Consider the following 13278-nt stretch of genomic DNA (forward strand, 5'->3'; position numbering starts at 1 on the left):
GCAAATGGAACTATTCAGAATTACAAAAGACATTCCGTTCATGCGGCATGCCAAAATTTTCAATATCATCTCGTTCCTGACTTTTGCGGCAGCGGTGTTTTTCCTGTCCACCAAAGGCTTGAACTTGAGCGTGGAATTCACGGGTGGCGTGCTGGTTGAGGCCCGTTATTCCCAGCCGGCTGAACTCGAGAAAATTCGCGAAGGTTTGCGCGCCACAGGAATTGACGAACCCCAGGTTCAAAACTTTGGTACCGCGCGTGATGTGTTGGTTCGCCTGGCGGTGAAAGATCTGCAGTCGGGCGTATTGGGCACTGAGGGCAAACTGAATCAGCGGGCAATGACCGAGCAGGTTTTAAGTTTGGGTGGCCCAGATGTGCAGTTGATGCGGGTTGAGTTTGTTGGGCCGCAGGTGGGTCGTGAGCTGGCCGAAAACGGCGTGATCGCATTGATGGTGGTGATCATCGGCATCATGATTTACCTGGCCCTTCGTTTCGAATGGAAGTTCGCGGTTTCAGCGATTGTGGCCAACTTGCACGACGTGGTCATCATTCTTGGTTTTTTTGCCTTCTTCAGTTGGGAGTTTTCCCTGTCGGTACTGGCCGCTGTGTTGGCAGTTTTGGGTTATTCGGTGAACGAATCGGTGGTGGTATTTGATCGAATTCGGGAAACATTCAAGAAAGTTCGAAAAATGACCGTTGAAGAGACCATCGACAACGCAATTACACGAACAATTTCACGCACCATCATCACGCATGGCTCCACCCAAATTATGGTGTGTTCCATGTTGTTTTTCGGTGGTCCCACCTTACATGGCTTTGCCTTGGCCTTAACTATCGGTATTCTGTTCGGTATCTATTCGTCAGTATTGGTGGCCAGCCCCATGTTGATGTGGATGGGCCTGACCAGGGAAGACCTGGTGAAACCCGTGAAAAAAGACAAAGAATTTGAGACTCCGTAAAGCGGAGTTAGCAAGCGAGGCAGTGTGGACAATCCCAAAGACCTTTCGCCACTGGCCAAAGGCGACATTGAAATAGGTAAAGCGCTGCCATTCGCGATTTTTGACAGAAGTGGTGTATTGCTGCTGGCTGAAGGCCAAGCGGTGAACAGTCAGAAACAGCTTGATGAACTGGCTGCCAAGGGCCTGTATCACAATCCCCGCTGGGCCTCCAAGTTCGTTATTCAACCTGGGAAACCTCAGCTTGATTCAACGGCTTTGCCTAGAATGCTTCCGGCGAAGCAGGCGTTCGAGGACCCCTTCGAAACGGGCAGTCAACTGAAAATGTTCGCGCCCGGTCAGGCCAAAGATCCCTTCCACGTTCGTTTAATTGGCAGCATTCCTCAAGCAGCCATTTTGATCACGCACCCCATGCGGGATGGTAAATGCGTATTTGCCAAAGAGGGGCAGGTTTGGGAATTTCAAGCCACCTACGGTTTGTCCATTTACCGCTTTAGTTCAATGATCGAAAAGGTATTGTTGTCGCCGCACCCACTGATTGTGATGTCATGGCCGCATGAAACTCACCTCGAGTCGCAGGCCATTCGCCGAGCCAGGCGGGTGAATTGTGATTTGCCCGCAACCATTCGTTTGAATGACAGTAAAGGTGGTTCAGTCGAGTCGATCACTGCGGTGATCGATAACATTTCCACAGGTGGGCTTGAGCTGTTGTTTTCCAAAGCGGTGTCGTTCAACATGGGGCAATCCATTTCTATTGCATTTCAAATTATCCTGGATGACCGCAAGTACCTGATTGAATGCGACGCCGAGGTGGTCTCAAAACCGCGTGACTCTGGCCCCACTTCATCAAGCTACGGCTTTGCCTTAAAGTCCTTGGGCGATGAGCAGTTTGCAGTCATTCACGCGTTTGTCAGCGATCGCCTGAATCACCGCCTTGGCCCACAACTTTATTCAAAGTAGCCTCACAGCGGGCTAACCAGAGTGTACACACTGACGTTTTCTGTTTGGTTGTCTCGTGTGTGCGCATCAATCCAACTGGCTTCAATGTGCACCCAAACCCCGTTGGTTTGCGTGTTTAAACTGGGCAAGGGCCGGATGCTGATGCATGAAGCAGCCCCCTGTGACCATGCTCGGGGCAAGGTAGCCTGGTTCACGTTAATTGCGTTATTGGGTGCCCCCAAGGCCCTTGGTCCATTGCTGGTGCATTCGTAGCCTCTTGCACCCGCATAACTGTTCAAGTGGTCTTCCAGTCGCCCCGAGAACTGTTGCATCCGGGAAATGATTTGCCCACGTGGCGTGTCCCTGTCTAGGTCTGAAATATTGGCCAACAACACATTGCCAATTTCCGCAACCTGAGTCGCCGCGATTGAACGCACATGGGTCGAGTTTTTGGCACCAAAATTGGCGGTCCAGTTTTTGGCATACAACACCAAACCAATCGACAGCACCAGTATAGCTATCAAGGCATCAACCATTGCAAACCCGTTTTTTCTAGAATCCAACTTCATGTTTACCCTTTGATTTCGGAGGTGGTGGTCGGGGTTCTTCCCGGGGCGGTGGCTCTGAAGGAGGTGGGTGTTGAACCGGTGGCGCTGGTGGAGGTGGCGGTGGCGGATTGGGGTCAGGTGGCCTGGGCGGTGGAGGTGGGGGTGGCGGTGTTTGAATTGGATTGTAGGGCAGACCGTTGCTGTCTTCCCGGTTGAATACAAATGAGCGTTTAACGCAGCCTGAATCTACACCGTCACTTCCGGAACAATTCACGCTGGCCACAATTTCAAAAGTCGCCCGATAATTTTCATCAGAAATGGCGTGGTCGCAATTGTAAGGAACCACAATGCCCCGAATCACGATGTCCTGCCGCACATCGACGGGTGTGTCAGGGCTGGCCAACTGTATTTGCGGGTTCAATGTTTCAGGCAAGGCAACCGTCAAAGAGCATTCGCCGATGATGCGGGTGTCGCCGCGGTGAGAATCGATTAATTGCTGAATGGCAGCATCGTTACCAAAGTTGTGGGTGTAGTGCCGAAGGCCGGCATAGGCCAGTTGACGGGCTTCTTCAATGTGCTGTTTGGAGTTGGACAAATAAAGATCAAGGCTTGTGGTGGTGATGTTTTGTAGACTGATGAGCCCGAACACAATCACCAACACTACACATACAAACACGCCGAGTGCGCCGGTTTGTAATTTCTCTTGCAAGCTGCGCCACTTTTTCATGATCCAACCCTTACCCGCGTCGTGTTCAGCAGGTGAATGATCCTGGCCTCCTCGTACTGTCCCTCGGTCAGGTTGTTGCCAATTTTGGCTTTGAACATGGCAATCCAGAACATATTGGATTCCGGGTTGTTCTCAATCACCGAGTTGCAGTTCTGTTCATAATGCGCTGTGACCTGATTGGGCGTATTGGCTTGAAACCTGCAAAAACGAATGTTGGTGAACTCAAAGTCGCGGGTGTTATTTAAATCAAGCCAGTCTGGGTTGTTGCCGCAGAATGAGCCATGGTCAAATTGCGCCATGTTGACGCCATTCAGTTGCCGTTGAGACAGCACGCCATTGATCAGACGAAAGCCCGTTAAGTTAATCACGTCATTGCCGCTGCGACTAACCCGGGTAGGGATACTCAAGCAAAAGTTTTTGTTGGTGGCTTGGTATCCATTGCATTGCGCGGCCTGGTTTTGCAAGCTGCACAGTTGTATGCCTTTGGCCTCGACGTCCGGGTTTTGGTAACTGCCGCCCCGGTTCAGGTGAACCGTTACAATTTCACCAATCCGGTTGACCTGGTCAACCAGGTTTTCGGTATTCAAATCGTTCTGCGCGCGCATGCTGACCCCCATTAACTTGAGTGCGCCAGTGATGCTGATTGCCAACAAGGCCATGCCAATCAGCAAACTGACTGAAGATGCGCCATGACAATTTGGTTTTTTGTCAGTCATAGCTCACCACTCCGTTGCCGATGCCCAAGTAGGTAATTTCTGCGCGTTTGTCACGGTAGTTCAGGGTTAGGCGTGTTTGGTTTTGTGTATCCAGTACACCCGACACGGCATTGAAATTCAGGTCCACTGCGCCAGCCAAGGTAACGTTACTCAAGGTGGCTGAAAATCCGCGGTTGTTTTGGCTGCCAGTTTGCGCGTACCACGCACTACAACCTTTCATAAACGAATCGTGTTGAACGGTTACATTTACGTTCACCGCACCATTGGCTGGCTGCAGATTCATCTTGACCGGGCATTCAGTGATTGCAGCCAAGTTACGGGCTTGGTCCACATAGGTGTCCAGCCGTGAAACTTTCACTTTTAGCGTTTGTTTGTTCAACACCGAGTTCATGCCGGGAATGACCGAAACCGCCAATACACCCACCACAGCAAGCCCAATCAGTATTTCCATCAACGTGAAACCCAGATTGGTATTAGCCATGGGGAACACACCTGTCAGAGGTGTTTTGATTGGCGGCAGAACGGGCACCAAAACGTTGAATACCCATGTCGCTTTCAACAATCAGGGTTCTGCAGGCTTCGGGCAATTTCAGTGGGGCGGCAGCGCTGGGTGTAACTTCTGCGCGATAGCCACGAAAGTCAGAATTCGAAACAAGCACCCGGTATTTGGCTGAGGACGGCAAAATCAAGCGATTGGCATTGGGTGTACCGTTGCTTGAAACACCTTGGGCGTAGCGTCCGTAGCGTTGCCGGTGCAGTTGCTGGCTTAATGCCAGTTCCACGCCAAACTCCCGCATGGTGCGAAAGTTTGATTTTTCCCAAGAGGCTTCATACCCTGCATAGCTGAGCGTCGCGAGTACTCCAACAATTGCAATTGCAACCGTCAGTTCAATCAAGGTAAATCCGAGGCCCGCACGCATGGTCAAACACCAAAAATAACTGTATGTGCTTGAGTATGCGTGGGTATTTCGTGCTCATCATCCCCGAGGCAGGGTACTTACAAACGGTGGTGGTTTGCCTCGGGTGTGATTGTTAAATGCGCTTGGCCAGTTCAGCAGCCTTGCCAATGTAGCTTGCCGGGGTCATGGCCAGCAAACGAGTTTTCTCGTTCTCGGGCAGATCCAGTTGCTGAATAAACTGTTTCAAACCCTCTTGGGTGATGCCTTTGCCACGGGTCAGTTCTTTGAGTTGTTCGTAGGGGTTGGGCAGACCGTAGCGACGCATTACAGTTTGTACCGGCTCTGCAAGCAATTCCCAGGCATTGTCAATGTCGGCAGCGATTGCAGCCTCGTTGACTTCCAGTTTGCCCAAGCCGCGCAGACAGCTTTCATAGGCCAGCACTGCATAGCCAATGCCCACGCCCAAATTGCGAAGTACGGTGGAGTCGGTCAAATCCCGCTGCCAACGTGAAACTGGCAGCTTTTCGGCCAAGTGCTTCAGTACCGCATTGGCCATGCCCAGGTTGCCTTCAGCATTTTCGAAATCAATCGGGTTGACCTTGTGCGGCATGGTGGAAGAACCCACTTCACCGGCTTTCAGCTTTTGCTTGAAATAGCCCAGGGAAATGTAGCCCCAAATGTCGCGGCTTAGGTCGATCAAAATGGTGTTGGTGCGGGCGATTGCGTCCATCAGGGCGGCAATGCCGTCGTGTGGTTCAATTTGAATGGTGTAGGGGTTGAAGGTCAGGCCCAGGCTTTCAATCAAGTCGCGGCTGAGTTTCTCCCAGTCAAATTCCGGGTAGGCAGACAAGTGGGCGTTGAAGTTGCCCACGGCACCATTCATTTTGGCGGGTAATTCCACAGCCTTGATGGCGGCAATTGCGCGCTCCAGCCGGTGTACCACATTAGCAAACTCTTTACCCATGGTGCTGGGGCTGGCGGGCTGTCCGTGGGTACGGCACATCATCGGCAGGTCTGCAAACTGGTGGGCGTAATTGCGCAGAGTGGTCACCATGCGGTCCAGTGTCGGCAAAATGACTTGTTCGCGCGTTGCTTTCAACATGAGCGCGTGGCTCATGTTGTTGATATCTTCAGATGTGCAGGCAAAGTGAACAAACTCTGCTGATTTTTTCAGTTCTTCATCGGCTTGAAACTTTTCTTTAATAAAGTATTCAACAGCTTTTACGTCGTGGTTGGTGGTGGCTTCGAATTCTTTGATGCGTTGGGCGTCGGCTTCTGAAAATTCGGTTTTGATGGCCTCAAGTTTCGCCAAGGCTTGTGCTGAGAAAGCGGGTAGCTCTGAAAAGCCGGCATTCGCAAGCGCTTTTAGCCATTCGATTTCTACAATGACGCGGTGATGCATGAACCCGGCTTCAGAGAGCAGGGGGCGCAAATTGGCCACTTTGGACTGATAACGGCCGTCAAGCGGGCTGATTGCGGTAAGGGTGCTTAAAGAGTCTGAAGAGATCATGCGGGCGGTAAAAATTGAGGTTTTTCAAAGCCTTGTATTGTAACCTGTCTCACCAGACTCTGTTCGGACAGAGTGATGTCCGTGGTGGTATTTTGGAATTCTGCTTGTTCAATTCGTAAAACTGTTAGACACTTTCAGGTCGTAAAAAACAAGACGCAATCTCATCCAGGATTGTATTTAGGAGAACTGTGATGAAACTAGTGGGATCCCTGACTAGCCCCTTCGTGCGCAAAATTCGCGTTCAGCTTCAAGAAAAAGAAATTCCGTACGAGTTTGTTCTGGAAAACGTGTGGGATGAAAGTACCCGCATTGCCGACCACAATCCGCTGGGCAAAGTGCCTTGCCTGATTTTGGATGGCGGCCAGACCGTGTTCGATTCTTTGGTCATTTCTGGCACGCTCGAGTACATGATGCCAACAGTGCCTTTGCTGCCCACCAACCCAAACATGCGTGCCTTGGTTCGTACCATGGAGTCTTTGGGGCAAGGTATCAGCCAAGCTGCGGTGGATATTATTCTGGAGAAGAAATTTCATGAAGGCGACAAAGTAAGCCAGGCATGGATTGATCGTCAAACCCAGAAAATTCACAATGGTTTGGCTTGGGTTTCTCATCGAATTAAAACCACGCCTGGTTTTTACCTGACCGAGCAGTTCAGCCTTGCGGATATCACAGTGGGTTGTGCCCTGTTTTATCTTGATTTCCGCATGCCTGAGTTGAAATGGCGTGAACTGTATCCGGAATTGAATGAGTATTCCGAACGCATCGCCTGTCGTCCAAGTTTTGAGGACACCAAACCTCAGTAACTGGCAATTACTCCGCCACCCAGGCACACGTCACCCCGGTAAAGCACAGCACTTTGACCGGGAGTGACTGCAAACTGGCTTTCCGCAAAGTTCAGCTCGAATCCTTGTTCGGTCAGTTTGAAATCACAGGAAGAGTCTTCCTGCCGGTAACGGGCTTTGCAAGCCATGTGCTGTGGGTCTGACGGGGCATGGCCTGAAATGTAATGGGCCTGCTCCGCCACCAGTACTTTTTGGTGCAACCAAGGGTGATCATGCCCTTGTACCACATACAAGGTGTTGTTCTGCAAATCTTTGCGAGCTACAAACCACGGCTCACCGTTGCCTTCTTTCTGGCCGCCAATGCCAATGCCTTTGCGCTGGCCCAGCGTGTAAAAGCTCAAGCCCACATGCTCGCCAATTTGTTGGCCTTCATCGTTCAGAATGGGCCCAGGTGCAGTAGGCAGGTAGCGATTCAAAAACTCACGGAACGGGCGTTCGCCAATGAAGCAAATGCCAGTGCTGTCTTTTTTGGTGGCGTTGGCCAAGCCCAGCTCAAGTGCAATTTTTCGAACTTCGGTTTTCTGGATTTCGCCCAGCGGAAACAGGGTTTTGCTGAGTTGCGCCTGGTTTAGCCGATGCAGGAAATACGATTGGTCTTTGCTGTGATCGACCGCTTTTAACAGTTGAAATTCGCCATTCAATTCCCGCACGCGGGCATAGTGACCGGTGGCAATGTAATCGGCCCCCAGGCTGTAGGCGTGGTCCAAAAAAGCTTTGAACTTGATTTCACTGTTGCAAAGAATGTCGGGGTTGGGTGTGCGGCCAGCCGAGTATTCACTCAGAAAAACCGAAAATACCCGGTCTTTGTATTCGCTGGCGAAGTTCACGGCTTCAATGTCCACGCCCACTACGTCGGCCACGCTGGCAGCGTCCAGCCAGTCTTGCCGACTGGAACAATATTCCGAGTCGTCATCGTCTTCCCAGTTTTTCATGAAAAGACCAATCACGTTGTAACCCTGCTGCTTTAGCAGCCATGCCGACACCGAGGAATCAACCCCGCCCGACATGCCAATAACTACTGTTTTTGCCATGATATTTACGATACGCCGGGAGGCATTGGCCCAGCAAGTACGCTGGGGTGCGTGTACACATGCTCAAGCGGCATAATAGGTTGCTTGCCCGCCTTCCAGTTCAGAAAGTCTTCAACGCAACGCATCACCAAGGGGCTGCGGTGTTGGTCTTGAGTGGCGCGCAGCTCCTCTGCAGTCATCCACAGGGTGCGGATAATGCCATCGTCCAGTGCCCGGTCGGTATGGTGTTTCACCACTTCAGCCGCGAAGGCAAAACGCAGGTAGGTGACGTCTTCCAGAGTGCGCGAGCTGGTATAGCGGCTCATGTAGATGCCCAGTAAACCAACAGGCTTTACTTCCCAGGCCGATTCTTCCAGCGCCTCGCGTGCAGCACCGAATTGTGGCGTTTCACCTGGGTCCAGGTGGCCTGCAGGTTGGTTCAGTTTGATGCCGTCGGTGGTGTGTTCTTCCACGATCAGGAATTTGCCCTGATGTTCAACAATGGCCGCGACTGTAACGCTGGGTTTCCAGACTTCTGACATGGTTTTCAATCGCACTACCTAAACAGGGTGCGCCGAGGTTTGGGAGTTAAAAAACACGTTAGAATAGCAGGGTTAAGGTGCTTGTGCTCATTTTTTGAGCGCAGTTAAACGGGAAGCAGGTTCAAGCCTGCGCTGCCCCCGCAACGGTAAGTAAGTGCGGGTGTGTCATTTTGCCACTGGTAGTAAAGCTGTTCTAAACGCAGCAACTGGGAAGGCGACACATCAAAACTTACAAGCCCGGATACCGGCCTTGACCGTTCAGCCTGTCCCATTCAGGCGAGCGACTGGTGCTGCGGGTAGGCAGTGCGCAGGCGGCTAATTGCTTCTAATCGAACTTTTTTCCGTAACTTACCCTGGCGTATTGTCCGTGGTTTTGTTGCGCGCATTGTTCTTTCGCCTGTTCTTTGTCTTCTCCAGTGAATTTATTGCTGCACGGTGGGTGCGGCTTTTTATCTGGATATCATGAAGAAAACTTTAGTATTTATCGCATGCACACTGGTGTGCACCTTCTCCCGCGCTGAACAAACATCTCTGGGCGAATCGTTCGAGGTTGCCAAAGCCAGCCATCGCGATTTGCCCTCCGTGGTTGTAGAGTCAAACCGAACAATTGATTCTAAAGACGATGCCCCTCCCTCCGTTACCTTGATTACTAGCGACGACATTGCACAATCAGGCTACACGTCAGTGGCCGAAATTGTTCAGAAGTTGGGGTTTGTCAATACGCGACCTGGATTAACTGGTAAACGAGATGCAACCTTCGACTTGCGCGGCTTTGGTGGGTCTGATGCATACACGAATGTTGCAATTATCGTGGATGGTATTCGATATAGCGAAAAAGAGTTGGCAACTGCTCGCATCTCCAACATTCCCGTTCACAGTATTGAATCAATTGAAATTGCGCGTGGTGGTGCCTCTGTGGCATACGGAGACGGTGCATCTGGGGGCGTAATTCGTATCTCCACAATTAGACCAAAGGGTGATGTTCCGTTTTCTGGGAATGCAACGTTATCGGTGGGATCCTTTGGTACTCAAGATGCCACAGTGGGACTTCGAGGTAGTGCAGACGGTTTTGGTTTTGCGGTGGATGCAACTGAAGCAAGTACCGACGGCTATCGTGAAAGCAGCGGAGAGGATTTTGGGAGTGCTGCTGCAACACTGAGTTGGACCGGGCAGCATATTTACACGGGTATTCGACTGGGAGCGGAGAGTAGTGACGCACGACTTCCCGGGGCGTTGAGTCCCTTGGAATTCAAGCAAAATCCCCGTCAGGCTGTTCCATCAATTAACAATCGCGGAGACTTTTCTCTGTTTAAGCGCGATTTCGTGACCGCATTTTTTCGCACACATGGATTAGATCGAGATTACGGTTTTGATGTGTCCCAACGTGACCAACGTTTATCGTTCAAGCTTGGTAATCCGACGGGTCAACGCCAGGTGCTTCAAGATCAGTTTTCAGGATTTGTCCGAGACTCCTTTGAGTATGCAGACACGGTTCATCAATGGACGGTGGGGTTGAATTCTGAGCGCGCTGAGCTGGACGCGCAATCGCAATTCTCATTCGGTAACTTTGCGGCCCGAGGGACACAAAGTTCGTACGCAGTATTTATAACCGATGATGTCACTGTGTCTGAATCGCTTCGTGTCAATGCCGGATATCGGGTTGAACGTTTTTATCAGTATCGCTATGACATGGGGCCTTTTGTACCTACAGAAAGCAGCACACGTCGAGACTTTAATTTGGAGGCGTTAGAGCTAGGTTTTGCAAAGTCACTGACAGATGAGTTGACTGGTTTCGGTAAGTACAACAAAGGCTACCGAGTTCCGAATGTTGATGAAAATGACCCTGCGGCACGACCACCCACGGGTTCATTTCTCAATCCTCAGAGATCAAAGGAATTGGAGGCGGGAATGCGCCGTCGCAGTGGCCAACAGGAGCAGGTCGTAAGATTATTTAAAATTTGGTTAGATGACGAAATTGCAAATGTAAGTTTTACCAATATCAATTTAGATCGAACACAGCGTACTGGTATTGAACTTGAGCACTCTGCTCCCCTAGGTGGTCACCTCGCTCTTCGCGCCGCATACACTTACATTGATTCAGAATTTCGATCGGGTAATCTCACCGGGTCACGCGTGCCACTTGTACCTAAGCATCGTGCGTTAGTATCGCTGACGCAGAATCTAAACGATCAAGCGCAAGCCGAATTGTTGCTGCAGGGGCAGTCGGATCAGCGCCTTGGCGGCGATGTGGGGGGAGTTCAAGAACAAGGAAAGGTGCCGGGTTATGCCGTAGCCGACATAAACCTTCGTTACCAATTGGATCGAGTTAAGTTGGTATTTTCGATCAACAATATATTCGACCGTGATTACTTTAGTCAGGGATTTTTTAACGAGTTTGCTGTTTTTTCTGGTCGTGATCCAATCGGCATTTATCCCGACCCAGGCCGAAATATGCGTGTAACTGCGCAGTTTGAGTTTTAATGATTTGATGAACTTGTATCTTAGAAAGCGGTTCGTATACGGTTTTTTTGTTGGTTTTTGGCTCTGTGCTGGCAATCCGGCGAGGGCAAATCAACCCTGCGTCCAGGACGACACCAATCAAACCGTCTGCGCACAGCAGGCTCAACGCGTGTTGGTGCTTGCCCCCCACTTGACTGAGATTGTGGATTTCGTGGGGGGGATGAGCAAGGTAATCGCGGTGGATGGTTCCAGCAATTTTCCGGAAAGCGTGAATACCTTGCCCAAGTTAGGAAACCCCTGGATGCTCAGCGCAGAATCCATTCTCGCCCGCAAGCCCGATTTGGTACTGGTGTGGCAATCGGGTATTTCAATGCAGGTCGTGGCACAACTTCGCAAAGCTGGCGTACCTGTATTTGTCAGCGAGCCCAAGAAAATTGAGCAGGTGGCCACTACTATGCGCCGGGTGTCGAAGCTGCTGGGCACAGAGCAGGGCAGTGCTTCCCGCATAGACGATTGGTTGCAGCAGTTCGAGGCCTTGCGCGCAGAGTACCGGGGTCGTACACAGGTGCCCGTGTTTTATCAGGTGTGGGGTCAGCCATTGATGACTTTGGGCGGGCAGCATGCCGTATCAGAAGTAATTGGCTTGTGCGGTGGCCGAAACGTATTTGGTGATTTGCCAAACCTTGCCGCGCAAGTCAGTGTGGAAGGGGTTTTAAAGCGCAAGCCTGAAGTGCTGCTGGCAAGTGGTTCTGGCCGGGATCATCAGGGTTTTGTAGTGCAATGGAGCGCCTGGCCGCAAATACCCGCCGTAAAGCGCAACCATGTGTACACCTTGCCGAACGATATTTTGGTGCGCAATGGCCCCCGTCTGATTCAAGCTGCCAAGCTGGTGTGCGCGCATATTGAGCAGGCTCGCCGCTGAATTTTTGATTCAGAAGCAGCCCTTCGCTTCTCACCTTTTGCCAAATGATGCTTAGATCATTGACTCAACACAATCTCAAACGATTCAATTATCATTTGACAAGAATTATTGTCAGATGCTGGGTTGTGGTTATCCCTTAGATTGGGTGATACTACCGTGCTATAGTCCGCACCAGCAGTGTATTTGCAGTTCCTAAACATCAAATAAAAGCGCTTTCCCACAAGGAGAAGTTCCATGAAAATCGGAATCCCGGCCGAGACAAGGTCCGGAGAAACGCGTGTAGCCGCAACACCTGAAACGGTGAAGAAGCTCATTTCTCAAAAACACGAAGTGTTTGTTCAAGCAGGTGCAGGTATTGCCAGCTCGATTACCGATCAGGCCTACAGCGATGTGGGTGCCACAATCGTTGATCGCGCAATGGATGTGATCAGCAACTGCGACATGATCCTCAAGGTGCGTGCGCCAGCAGAAAACGAGTTGTCTGCTTACCGTGCAGGCCAAGTGGTGGTCGGCATGCTGAACCCCTTTGACAATGCTTCACTGGAAGCCATGAATAAGGCTGGCCTGACCGCATTTGCGCTGGAAGCCGCGCCACGCACTACTCGCGCGCAAAGCATGGACGTGTTGTCATCACAAGCCAACATTGCCGGTTACAAAGCCGTGATGATTGCGGCCAACGTTTACCAGCGTTTCATGCCCATGTTGATGACCGCCGCCGGTACAGTCAAAGCCGCTCGCGTGTTGATTTTGGGTGTTGGTGTCGCGGGCCTGCAAGCGATTGCAACGGCCAAGCGTTTGGGTGCTGTAATTGAAGCATCGGACGTACGCCCTGCCACGAAAGAACAGGTGGAATCGCTGGGTGCAAAGTTTGTGGATGTGCCTTTTGAGTCGGATGAAGAGCGCGAAATAGCCCAAGGTGTGGGTGGTTATGCCCGCCCCATGCCTGAAAGCTGGATGAAGCGTCAGGCTGCTGCCGTTCATGAAAAAGCGATCAAAAGCGACATCGTGATTACCACGGCATTGATTCCTGGCCGAAAGGCGCCCACATTGCTGCATGAAGACACCGTGCGTGCCATGAAGCCCGGTTCAGTCGTGATCGACTTGGCTGTGGAGCAGGGGGGCAATTGCCCCTTGTCCAAACTGAACGAGATTGTCGACGTCAACGGCGTAAAAATTGTGGGTTATGCAAACCTGGCCGCCATGGTGGC

At 51.3% G+C, this 13278-nt stretch carries 14 protein-coding genes and 1 riboswitch; of the genes, 6 read left to right on the top strand and 8 right to left on the bottom strand.

Annotated elements, in window-relative coordinates; genetic code table 11:
- Window positions 1–4 precede the first annotated feature (4 nt).
- Together secF and B4N58_RS01445 are read left to right on the top strand one after the other, a co-directional pair.
- Entirely contained in the window at window positions 5–958 is a 954-nt protein-coding gene (gene secF, locus B4N58_RS01440; protein ID WP_291745159.1) for a protein translocase subunit SecF, read from the top strand.
- A 24-nt stretch (window positions 959–982) separates the two neighbouring features.
- Window positions 983–1915, top strand: coding sequence for a flagellar brake protein (locus B4N58_RS01445; RefSeq protein WP_291745161.1), 933 nt, complete (start codon window positions 983–985; stop codon window positions 1913–1915).
- Between the two features lie 2 nt (window positions 1916–1917).
- Here B4N58_RS01445 and B4N58_RS01450 read toward each other — a convergent pair whose 3' ends face one another.
- The 6 genes from B4N58_RS01450 to purB all read right to left on the bottom strand — a co-directional run bounded on the left by B4N58_RS01450 (window position 1918) and on the right by purB (window position 6294).
- Window positions 1918–2463, bottom strand: coding sequence for a type IV pilus modification PilV family protein (locus B4N58_RS01450; RefSeq protein WP_156799580.1), 546 nt, complete (start codon window positions 2461–2463; stop codon window positions 1918–1920).
- Window positions 2447–3169 carry a hypothetical protein gene (locus tag B4N58_RS01455; RefSeq protein WP_040512630.1) on the bottom strand — a complete coding sequence of 241 codons (723 nt, stop codon included), beginning with the start codon at window positions 3167–3169 and terminating at the stop codon, window positions 2447–2449. Before B4N58_RS01455 ends, B4N58_RS01450 begins: the two co-directional genes overlap by 17 nt.
- A complete protein-coding gene (locus B4N58_RS01460) occupies window positions 3166–3885 on the bottom strand; it encodes a hypothetical protein (protein WP_291745166.1) in 720 nt (239 codons plus the stop codon). The genes B4N58_RS01455 and B4N58_RS01460 overlap by 4 nt, the downstream gene beginning before the upstream one ends.
- Window positions 3878–4366: a pilus assembly FimT family protein gene (locus B4N58_RS01465; RefSeq protein ID WP_291745168.1), complete on the bottom strand. Its 489-nt coding sequence runs from the start codon at window positions 4364–4366 to the stop codon at window positions 3878–3880. Before B4N58_RS01465 ends, B4N58_RS01460 begins: the two co-directional genes overlap by 8 nt.
- Window positions 4359–4805: a type IV pilin protein gene (locus B4N58_RS01470; protein ID WP_291745170.1), complete on the bottom strand. Its 447-nt coding sequence runs from the start codon at window positions 4803–4805 to the stop codon at window positions 4359–4361. The genes B4N58_RS01465 and B4N58_RS01470 overlap by 8 nt, the downstream gene beginning before the upstream one ends.
- 112 nt (window positions 4806–4917) lie before the next feature.
- Window positions 4918–6294, bottom strand: coding sequence for an adenylosuccinate lyase (gene purB / locus B4N58_RS01475; RefSeq protein WP_008249627.1), 1377 nt, complete (start codon window positions 6292–6294; stop codon window positions 4918–4920).
- 191 nt (window positions 6295–6485) lie between these two features.
- On the opposite strand from purB, the gene B4N58_RS01480 reads away from it, so the two are divergent.
- Entirely contained in the window at window positions 6486–7097 is a 612-nt protein-coding gene (locus tag B4N58_RS01480; RefSeq protein WP_008249629.1) for a glutathione S-transferase C-terminal domain-containing protein, read from the top strand.
- On the opposite strand, the gene mnmA is transcribed toward B4N58_RS01480, so the two are convergent.
- Both mnmA and B4N58_RS01490 read right to left on the bottom strand, forming a co-directional pair.
- A complete protein-coding gene (gene mnmA / locus B4N58_RS01485; RefSeq protein WP_156799581.1) occupies window positions 7091–8170 on the bottom strand; it encodes a tRNA 2-thiouridine(34) synthase MnmA in 1080 nt (359 codons plus the stop codon). The genes B4N58_RS01480 and mnmA overlap by 7 nt on opposite strands.
- Window positions 8171–8172: 2 nt before the next feature.
- On the bottom strand, window positions 8173–8688 hold the full coding sequence (locus B4N58_RS01490) for an NUDIX hydrolase (RefSeq protein WP_040512632.1): 516 nt from the start codon (window positions 8686–8688) through the stop codon (window positions 8173–8175).
- A 58-nt stretch (window positions 8689–8746) separates the two neighbouring features.
- Window positions 8747–8955, top strand: a riboswitch (cobalamin riboswitch).
- A 195-nt stretch (window positions 8956–9150) separates the two neighbouring features.
- Between B4N58_RS01490 and B4N58_RS01495 the strand changes: the two genes are divergently transcribed.
- From B4N58_RS01495 to B4N58_RS01505, 3 genes are all read left to right on the top strand, one after another.
- Window positions 9151–11169, top strand: a complete 2019-nt coding sequence (locus tag B4N58_RS01495) for a TonB-dependent receptor (protein ID WP_291745174.1) — start codon at window positions 9151–9153, stop codon at window positions 11167–11169.
- 7 nt (window positions 11170–11176) lie between these two features.
- A complete protein-coding gene (locus tag B4N58_RS01500; RefSeq protein WP_291745175.1) occupies window positions 11177–12070 on the top strand; it encodes a cobalamin-binding protein in 894 nt (297 codons plus the stop codon).
- 234 nt (window positions 12071–12304) lie between these two features.
- On the top strand, window positions 12305–13278 hold a 974-nt coding region (locus B4N58_RS01505; protein ID WP_291745177.1), incomplete at its 3' end, for an NAD(P) transhydrogenase subunit alpha.

It is taken from the genome of Limnobacter sp. UBA3528 (genome assembly GCF_002377005.1).
Lineage (GTDB): Bacteria > Pseudomonadota > Gammaproteobacteria > Burkholderiales > Burkholderiaceae_B > Limnobacter.

Excerpts from the sequence above, each read along its gene's own strand:
- B4N58_RS01455 (WP_040512630.1), bottom strand. The coding sequence starts at position 3,169 with ATGAAAAAGTGGCGCAGCTTGCAAGAGAAATTACAAACCGGCGCACTC.
- purB (WP_008249627.1), bottom strand. The coding sequence starts at position 6,294 with ATGATCTCTTCAGACTCTTTAAGCACCCTTACCGCAATCAGCCCGCTT.
- B4N58_RS01465 (WP_291745168.1), bottom strand. The coding sequence starts at position 4,366 with ATGGCTAATACCAATCTGGGTTTCACGTTGATGGAAATACTGATTGGG.
- B4N58_RS01450 (WP_156799580.1), bottom strand. The coding sequence starts at position 2,463 with ATGAAGTTGGATTCTAGAAAAAACGGGTTTGCAATGGTTGATGCCTTG.
- B4N58_RS01480 (WP_008249629.1), top strand. The coding sequence starts at position 6,486 with ATGAAACTAGTGGGATCCCTGACTAGCCCCTTCGTGCGCAAAATTCGC.
- B4N58_RS01470 (WP_291745170.1), bottom strand. The coding sequence starts at position 4,805 with ATGCGTGCGGGCCTCGGATTTACCTTGATTGAACTGACGGTTGCAATT.
- B4N58_RS01460 (WP_291745166.1), bottom strand. The coding sequence starts at position 3,885 with ATGACTGACAAAAAACCAAATTGTCATGGCGCATCTTCAGTCAGTTTG.
- B4N58_RS01500 (WP_291745175.1), top strand. The coding sequence starts at position 11,177 with ATGAACTTGTATCTTAGAAAGCGGTTCGTATACGGTTTTTTTGTTGGT.
- B4N58_RS01495 (WP_291745174.1), top strand. The coding sequence starts at position 9,151 with ATGAAGAAAACTTTAGTATTTATCGCATGCACACTGGTGTGCACCTTC.
- B4N58_RS01490 (WP_040512632.1), bottom strand. The coding sequence starts at position 8,688 with ATGTCAGAAGTCTGGAAACCCAGCGTTACAGTCGCGGCCATTGTTGAA.
- secF (WP_291745159.1), top strand. The coding sequence starts at position 5 with ATGGAACTATTCAGAATTACAAAAGACATTCCGTTCATGCGGCATGCC.